This is a genomic window from Citrobacter sp. S55_ASV_140 (genome assembly GCF_018919505.1).
Lineage (GTDB): Bacteria > Pseudomonadota > Gammaproteobacteria > Enterobacterales > Enterobacteriaceae > Citrobacter > Citrobacter werkmanii.
On record NZ_JAHLQZ010000449.1, the window covers coordinates 1 to 398 of the forward strand.

The window sequence follows — 398 nt, forward strand, 5'->3', positions numbered from 1 at the left end:
CTGCTGATGTGCGCGTTCTCCACGCTGGCGCTGGTCTGGCTTGAGTCGCGGCAGAAGTAGTTCTGCAACAGGAGGGAGTGTCATACTGCCTCCTGTTATATTTATGGTACTCATTGCGTATTCTGAGCCAGATGTCTGGAATCTCAGTAAAAATTGAGCCTTACCACTACGTCCGCACTAAAAGGCCCTGTCTTAATGTCCTGACCCGATATCTTTTGTAAATTCGCGGTGAAATAATTCTTCAGGATTGAGTCTACCTTTACATCATCAATCTTCCATGCGGTATTAAAAGGAATATATTTTCCAGATGTATCTGAAATAGATAATCCTAACCCGTTATTTAAGTTAAGAGATCCATCAGCATTAATCCCTGGAGCTGCTGGTTCAAAGTACATATT

1 protein-coding gene is annotated in these 398 nt (G+C 42.7%); it reads right to left on the bottom strand.

The window, feature by feature from the left end; translation table 11 throughout:
- Positions 1–143: 143 nt before the first annotated feature.
- Positions 144–398: fimbrial protein (locus KQJ18_RS24470; RefSeq protein ID WP_216423011.1), on the bottom strand; the 255-nt coding region annotated here is incomplete at its 5' end.